Origin of the sequence: Luedemannella flava (assembly GCF_039528515.1) — a bacterium.
Taxonomy (GTDB): domain Bacteria; phylum Actinomycetota; class Actinomycetes; order Mycobacteriales; family Micromonosporaceae; genus Luedemannella; species Luedemannella flava.
Map to the genome: position 1 here is coordinate 1 of NZ_BAAALT010000225.1, position 7,080 is coordinate 7,080.

At 75.4% G+C, this 7,080-nt stretch carries 7 protein-coding genes; 3 read left to right on the plus strand and 4 right to left on the minus strand.

Going from position 1 to position 7,080, the window contains the following annotated elements; all coding sequences use genetic code 11:
• A partial coding sequence (locus ABD211_RS26990; protein WP_344137814.1) for an adenosylcobinamide-GDP ribazoletransferase occupies positions 1-664 on the minus strand: 664 nt, incomplete at its 3' end.
• The gene (locus ABD211_RS26995; RefSeq protein WP_344137817.1) at positions 645-2,525 is read right to left on the minus strand and encodes a bifunctional adenosylcobinamide kinase/adenosylcobinamide-phosphate guanylyltransferase; all 1,881 of its coding nucleotides are present in this window, start codon (positions 2,523-2,525) and stop codon (positions 645-647) included. The genes ABD211_RS26990 and ABD211_RS26995, both read right to left, overlap by 20 nt.
• An 89-nt stretch (positions 2,526-2,614) precedes the next feature.
• On the opposite strand from ABD211_RS26995, the gene ABD211_RS27000 reads away from it, so the two are divergent.
• From ABD211_RS27000 to ABD211_RS27010, 3 genes are read left to right on the plus strand one after another with little or no spacing between them, the layout of a single operon-like run.
• Positions 2,615-2,815, plus strand: coding sequence for a hypothetical protein (locus ABD211_RS27000; RefSeq protein WP_344137820.1), 201 nt, complete (start codon positions 2,615-2,617; stop codon positions 2,813-2,815).
• A 2-nt stretch (positions 2,816-2,817) separates the two neighbouring features.
• Positions 2,818-3,603: a site-2 protease family protein gene (locus tag ABD211_RS27005; RefSeq protein ID WP_344137823.1), complete on the plus strand. Its 786-nt coding sequence runs from the start codon at positions 2,818-2,820 to the stop codon at positions 3,601-3,603.
• A gap of 48 nt (positions 3,604-3,651) precedes the next feature.
• The gene (locus ABD211_RS27010; RefSeq protein WP_344137826.1) at positions 3,652-4,428 is read left to right on the plus strand and encodes a hypothetical protein; all 777 of its coding nucleotides are present in this window, start codon (positions 3,652-3,654) and stop codon (positions 4,426-4,428) included.
• A 10-nt stretch (positions 4,429-4,438) separates the two neighbouring features.
• Here ABD211_RS27010 and ABD211_RS27015 read toward each other — a convergent pair whose 3' ends face one another.
• Together ABD211_RS27015 and ABD211_RS27020 are read right to left on the minus strand one after the other, a co-directional pair.
• A complete protein-coding gene (locus tag ABD211_RS27015) occupies positions 4,439-5,437 on the minus strand; it encodes an aldo/keto reductase family protein (protein ID WP_344137829.1) in 999 nt (332 codons plus the stop codon).
• A gap of 28 nt (positions 5,438-5,465) precedes the next feature.
• Positions 5,466-7,080, minus strand: a 1,615-nt coding sequence (locus tag ABD211_RS27020; protein WP_344137832.1) for a WG repeat-containing protein, incomplete at its 5' end; no start/stop codon positions are given.

Below are 7,080 nucleotides of genomic sequence, written 5' to 3' on the forward strand. Positions count from 1 at the left end.
CGGCCAGCGCGCCCAGCCCGTCAGGTCGGGCGGGTGGCACCCCCCGCCGGCACGCGGCCGCGATCGCCAGACGGCCCGTGCCGAGGGCGGTGGCGACGCCGGCCATGGCCGGCACCCAGCCCGCCACGACCACGGTCGCGGCCGACGCGACCTGCGCGAACAGCACCAGCACCAGCGCGGCGACGCCGAACGGCCCGATGTCCGGCCGCTTCATGATCTCCAGCGCCTGCGCCGCCGGGCGGTGCGACCCCAGGCCGTCGACCGTGTCGGCCAGCCCGTCCAGGTGCAGGCCGCGGGTGGCCAACACCGCGAAAACCGTGGTGAGTACGCCCGCCAGCAGCCCGTTCGCCCCGCCGGCGTGCAGCGCAGCGCCCACCGCGCCGGCGACCGCGCCGAGCGCCAGGCCCACGCCCGGTGCCAGCGACATGGCCGCCCCCGCGGCCGACCGGTCCACCCGGCCCGGCCGCAGCGGCAGGACCGTCAGCGTCGTCACCGCGAGCCGGATCCCGGCCCCCAGCGTGCCGCCGCCNATGGCCGCCCCCGCGGCCGACCGGTCCACCCGGCCCGGCCGCAGCGGCAGGACCGTCAGCGTCGTCACCGCGAGCCGGATCCCGGCCCCCAGCGTGCCGCCGCCCGCGGGCTCGTCAGCCGGCGTCGCCCGCATCGGCCCTGTCGTCGGCCTTGCCGTCGGCCTTCTCGTCGACCGGATCCCGGCCGGTGTCCGTCGCCTCCCGGCCCGTGTCCGCCTCGTCGGCCCAGGCCGGAGTGGCGTCGTCGGCCCAGGCCGGGGTCGCCTCGTCGGCCCAGGCCGGGGTCGCGCCCACGCCGCCGGTCAGCGGGAGCGCGTCTCCGCCCGACCCGCCGGCCAGCGTCAGGGCGGCCTGCCACAGCGGCAGGGCGGCCAGGGACGTCGCCCCCTCGCCGAGATCCAGCCGCAGGTCGAGGAAGGTCTCCAGGCCAAGGACGTCGGCGGCCAGCCGGGTCGCCGGGTGCCGGCCGTGGTCGGGCATCAGGTGCCACATCCGGCTGAGGAAGCTGAAGTCGCGGGCCAGCAGCGCGGCCGCCGCCCCGACCGGGCCGTCGATCATCACCGGCGTGCGCCGGCTCGCGGCGCCGACCAGCACGCCCGTGGCCGCCGTGAGGTCGGAGCCGCCGAGCGCCATGAGCACGGTGCGCGGGTCGCCGTCGCGGCGGCGCACCCGGTGCAGGGCGTCACGGACGGCGGCGCTGCGGCGCATCCAGGACTCGTCGTCGTACCCGTCCGCGGTGACGACCCGGGCCAGCAGGGGTGGGGCCTCGGCTCCCGTGACGGCCGCGATGACGGCGGTCGCGGCGGTGGCCCCGCCGGCCCCGGCGGCGGCGAGCACGATGAGCTCGATGCCCTCGTCGGCGGCCCGCTCGGCCTCCGTCCAGCCGGCCCGCAGGGCCGTACGCATCTGCGACGGGCCGATCGCGTCGCCGGCCTCGACGGGGTTCGCGGCGGTCTCCCAGTGCAGGGTGACCAGGCTGGCCCCGGCCGTGCCGGCCAGGTAGGACAGCGGGGCCGGTCGCCGGGCCTCGCCGGCGTGGCCAGCCGAGATGCCGCCCTCGTGCGCGCCCGCCACCAGGATCACCCGCGACGCCAGGAACGGGCGCGGGTACGGGCTGCCGCGGGTGCCCGACGCGCAGGCCACCGCCTCGGCGAGCGCGCCGAGGCCGGTCCCGGCGGGCGTGGCCACGCCGAGGTCGAGGGTGGCGCCGGGCTCGCGGACGGCCAGCGCGGCGGCCTCGACCGGGCGCGGCAGCGTCAGCCCGGGAACGATCTCCTCGGAGCTGTCGGGGAGGGGGACCGGGGGGACGGTCGTCGGGTGCACGGCGCTCACGCTACCGGCTGCGGCCGTGGCGGCAAGCCCCTCGGTGGATCTCGACATGGCCACATCGGCGGCACTACCGCCCGCCCCGGCAGGCGATGCGACCGGCCCGGCCGGTCGGGCCGCCGGACCGGCGGATTTGATCTCCACCGGTTGGCCGGCCACGACCATCACCACCCGGTCGCAGACGTCGGCGACCGCCCGGTTGAGCGCGCCCAGGGCGTCGGCGAACGCGGCGCCGAGCGGCGTGGCCGGCACGAGGCTCAGGCCCACCTCGGGGCTCACCAGCGTCACCGTGGCCGGGCAGGCCGCCACGGCCGCCGCGAGCCGGCCCACGAGCAGGCGCAGCGCCTCGTCGTCGCCGTCGCACAGCTCCTGGGCCCCCGCGAGCCACGTGCCGAGGTCGTCAACGAGCAGCGCCTCGTCCGCGCCCGCGCCGGCCAGCGCGTCGATCAGGTCGCCGGGGGCGGAGCCGACCTCGGCGACCGCCCAGTCGGCGGGGCGGCGGACGCGGTGCGCGGCGATGCGGGCCGTCCAGCCCGGGTCCGTGCCGTCGTCGCGGGCGGTGGCCAGGTAGCGGACGCGGGGGGCGGCGACCAGTGCCTCGGCGTACTCGGATTTTCCGGAACGGATCCCACCGAGTACCAGTGTGTGCGGATGTCCCGACGGCGCCATGTTCGTACCCTATGGCCTCGGACTACTCTTGCTGCGGCGCTCGGAAGAGCGCCGAGCGTACGTAAACCGGACAATGAGGAGCGGTGACCATGGCGTGGACCTGGCGGTACGAGGGCGCGGCGGGATCGGCGCACGACAGTGCGAGCGAGACCTTCCCGAGCCAGTCGGACGCCGAGTCGTGGCTCGGCCAGACGTGGCGTGAGCTGGCCGCCAAGGGTGTGGTCACGGCGGTGCTCTGCGAGGACGACCGGGTGGAGTACACGATGAGCCTGCTGCCGGCCGGCGAGTGACGATGGGCCCCCACCAGCGCCACATCATCATCGGCGGCAACCGCGACCTGTTCCGCCCCTCCGCGGTCTTCCTCGGCGTCGTGGCGCTGTTCATCACGGGTGGCGTGATGGCCTGGCGGGGCTACGGCAACATCGGCTTCGACGTGTTCCTGTTCGTCGTGGCCGGCTGGATCGTCTCGCTCTGCCTGCACGAGTACGCGCACGCGCTCATCGCCTACCGGGCCGGTGACGTGCAGGTGGCCGCCAAGGGCTACCTGACGCTCAACCCGCTGCGCTACGCCCACCCGATCCTGTCGGTCGTGCTCCCCGTGGTGTTCCTGCTGCTCGGCGGCATCGGCCTGCCGGGCGGCGCGGTCTGGATCGACCACCACGCGATCCGCAGCAAGGTCGCCGACAGCCTGATCAGCCTCTCCGGCCCCGCGACGAACCTGCTGTTCGCCGGCGTCCTCGCGGCGCCGTTCTGGCTGGGCGTGGACGTGGCCGCGCACCCGGGGTTCTGGTCCGGCGTGGCGTTCCTGGGCTTCCTGCAGGTCAGCGCCGGCGTGCTCAACCTCATGCCGCTGCCCGGCCTGGACGGCGGCAACGCCCTGCGCCCGTGGCTGCGCGGCGGTGGCGCGCGGATGTTCGACCTGTTCGCGCCCTACGGCATGCTGCTGCTGTTCGCCCTGCTCTTCGAGCCGCGGGTCAACCAGGCATTCTTCGCGGTCGTGGACACGCTCGCCGACGCCATCGGCCTGCCCACCTGGCTGTCGTCCGCCGGCAACAACCTGATGCGTTTCTGGCGCTGACCAGGGTCGGACAGCGCCCGGGCACGCGGCGGTGGCACACTACGCCGCGTGGACGCTACGACCGCCGTCTGGCCCCGCCTCAACTACCAGCGCACCGCCCGCCGGGCGGTCGTGCGCCTGCTCGCGTTCGCGCCAGGCCCCCTGCCCGACCTGAGCATCAACCCCGGGGAGTACGGCCTGCCGGCCGGCGACCACCTGGCCGCCCTGACGGTGACCGCGCACGACGACCCGGGCCAGCTCGACCAGTGGCGCGCCGGGGCCTGGCGCGCCGGCGCCGAGCAGGACCTCGTCGACGCCCGCCGGCTCGACGCCGCCACGCACTGCGTGACGATCGAGGCGGACCTGCCCGACCCGGCGGACCTCGGCCATCTGCAGGCCGCCTGGGCCCTCGCCCAGGGCCTGGTGGCGCACGGCGCGTTCGCGGTGCTCGACGCGCACGCCGGGCGCTGGGTGGACGCCGCGCTGCTGGAGACCTGGCCACCGGAGCGACCGTTCGACCTCGACGAGGAGGTCAACGTGGTGCTGCGCACCGACGGTACGGACGGCTTCGGGCACGTGCTGTTCACCCGGGGCATGGCGAAGTTCGCCCGGCCGGACATCGTCGCGGTGGTGCGGCCGGGCATGGCCCGCATGGTGAACCGCGTCGTCCGCCAGCTCGCCGGGATGCTCGCCGAGGGTGGCACCGCGATCCCCGGCCAGCGCCTCGGCGCCGGCGACCCGTCCCTGGGCGGCGCCGCGGCCTTCCACCTCGCGGTCTACGACCCGCCGTCCAACGCCCCCGCCCTGCCGCTGTCGAACGACGCGCTGCTCGTCGTCGCCGACTGACCGCGCGGGGTTACGGCCGCGCGGCGGGGACCTGGGTCTTGGCGGGGTCGCGCTCCACGATCGGGTCGACGACCTCGTCGATCGCCTTGAGGAGGTCGGCGTCCAGGCGCACGCCGACCGCCTTCACGTTGTCCCGGAGCTGTTCGGGGCGGGTGGCGCCGACGATCGCCGAGGACACGTTCGGGTTCTGCAGCACCCACGCGATCGCGAGCTGCGCCATGGTCAGTCCGGCCTGGGCGGCGAGTGGCACGAGCCCCTGCACGCGGGTGAGCACCTCGTCGGTCAGGAGCCGGGCGATGAACCCCGCACCCTCCTTCTCGTCGGTGGCCCGCGACCCGGCCGGCGGCGGCTGGCCCGGCAGGTACTTGCCGGTGAGCACGCCCTGGGCGATCGGCGACCAGACGATCTGGCCGATGCCGAGCTCCGCCGAGGTGGGCACCACCTCGGCCTCGATGACCCGCCACAGCATCGAGTACTGCGGCTGGTTGGAGATGAACGGGATGCGCAGCTCCCGGGCCAGCTTGTGGCCCTCGCGCAGCTGCCCGGCGGTCCACTCCGAGGTGCCGATGGCGTGCGCCTTGCCGCTGTGCACCACGTCGGCGAAGGCCTCCATGGTCTCCTCGAGCGGCGTGCTCACGTCGAAGCGGTGCGCCTGGTAGAGGTCGACGTGGTCGGTCCGCAGCCGGCGCAGCGAGGCGTTGATCGACTCCATGATGTGCTTGCGCCCCAGGCCCCGGTCGTTGCGGCCCGGGCCGGTCGGCCAGTACACCTTGGTGAAGATCTCCAGGCCCTCGCGGCGCTCGCCCTTGAGGGCGCGGCCGAGCACCTCCTCCGCGCGGGTGCCGGCGTACACGTCCGCGGTGTCGAACGTGGTGATGCCGAGGTCGAGCGCCTCGCGCACGCACGCGGTCGCGGCGTCCTCCTCGACCTGCGAGCCGTGCGTGATCCAGTTGCCGTACGAGATCTCACTGACGATGAGGCCGGACCGGCCCAGATGACGAAACTCCATGACGCGACCCTAGCCCGGCCGCCCAGGATCAGAGCAGCGGACGGCTGTCCGCCATGAGCTCCTCCAGCTCCAGGCCGACCGCGCTGCGGCTGGCGTGGACCGGGTCGATGAGCAGCCGGCCGTGCCGGTCCAGCGCGCCCCACCGGTGGTTGTCGTCCACGATCAGGAAGGCCACCGGGTGCACCACGAGGGTGCTGTAGACGGGCGGGACGATCTGCCGGCCGGTGCGGTCGATGACGCCCTTGCGGCCGCCGATGTCCACCACGGCCAGGCCCTCGTCGGTGAAGCCGTCCACGTAGCGGCCGTCGGCCAGGCCGGTGGCGAACGCGTCGAAGGCGAACGGCACCACGAGCCGGCCGGTGCGCTCGACCGCGCCCCACTTGCCGTGCTGGCGCACGGCCGCGACGCCCCGCCGGAACGGGCGTACGTCGTCGAAGTTTCCGCCGAGCAGCACCCGGCCGGACTTGTCGATGGCCAGCCAGCCGCCCATGCCGTCGCGGGAGACCCAGGCCAGCCCGTCGGAGAAGCTCGCCACGCCGAGGAACCCGTTGGCCGGGTGGATCAGTGCCCGGCCTGCCTCGTCGATGAGCCCCCACGTCTCCAGGCCCACCGGCCGCATCCAGGCGACCCCGTCGCGGAACGGCTGCACGTCGGCGAACTGCGGCGGGATCGGCCAGTTGCCGGCCGCGTCCTGGTAGCCCCAGCGGTCGGCGGTCTCGTCGAACTGCGGCACCGGCGGCTTGTGGGTGCGCAGGATCTCGTCGCGGGAGCGCGGGTACGGCCCCCAGCCGCGCTCGGCCACCCGGCTGAACAACGAGTCCAGGGCGACCTCGGTGGCCGCGACCAGCTCGGGGTCGCCGTCGCGGCGCAGCTCCAGGGCCTGCTCGAAGTGCTGGCACGCCTCGATGTAGCGGTTCTGCGAGAACGCGCACTTGCCGGCGTAGTGGTGGATCGCGGCGCGCAGCCGCTCGGGCAGCTCGTTGGTGTTCGCCTCGGCGAAGAGCTGGTCGGCCTCGGTGTGCTCGGCGAGCTGGACGAGCACGTTGGCCAGCCGCGCCTTGGCGATCGCGATGCGGCGCAGTTGCCCGGTGGCCTCGGCGTGGACGAGCGACATCTTCGCGTCGGCGTGCGCCGCGCGCACGTCGCCGAGCACGCGGGCGACGACCGAGCGCAGGCCGAGCAGGCGGGCCCGGCTCGGGTTGTCCTCGGCCCCGTTGATCCGCGCGGTGAGCAGCTCGCGGATCTCGATCAGCGGCTCGGGGTCGTGGGTCGTCTCGTACAGCGTGTCCGGGTCGAGGTCCAGCTCGATAGCGGCGAGCAGCTCCTCGGGGTTGGCCCCCACGCCGGGCGCCGGCGAGACGAGCGCGGGCGACACCGAGCCGGGGGCGTCCGGGGCGGCCGGGACGGGCACGGGCGAGACCGGCACCGGCGGGGTCGGCTCCGCGATCGCGGCGGTGTCCGGCTCGAGGGCCGGCCGGGCGCCGTAGACGACCGGCTGCGGGCCGCGACCCTGCGGGCCGGGGTGCTGCGGGCCGGGGTGCTGGCCGGGACCAGGGTGGTGGCCCGGGCCCGGGTGCTGGCCAGGTCCGGGCTGGTGGCCGGGGTGCACCGGGGGCGCGGCGTAGGGCGGCGCGCTCGCATAG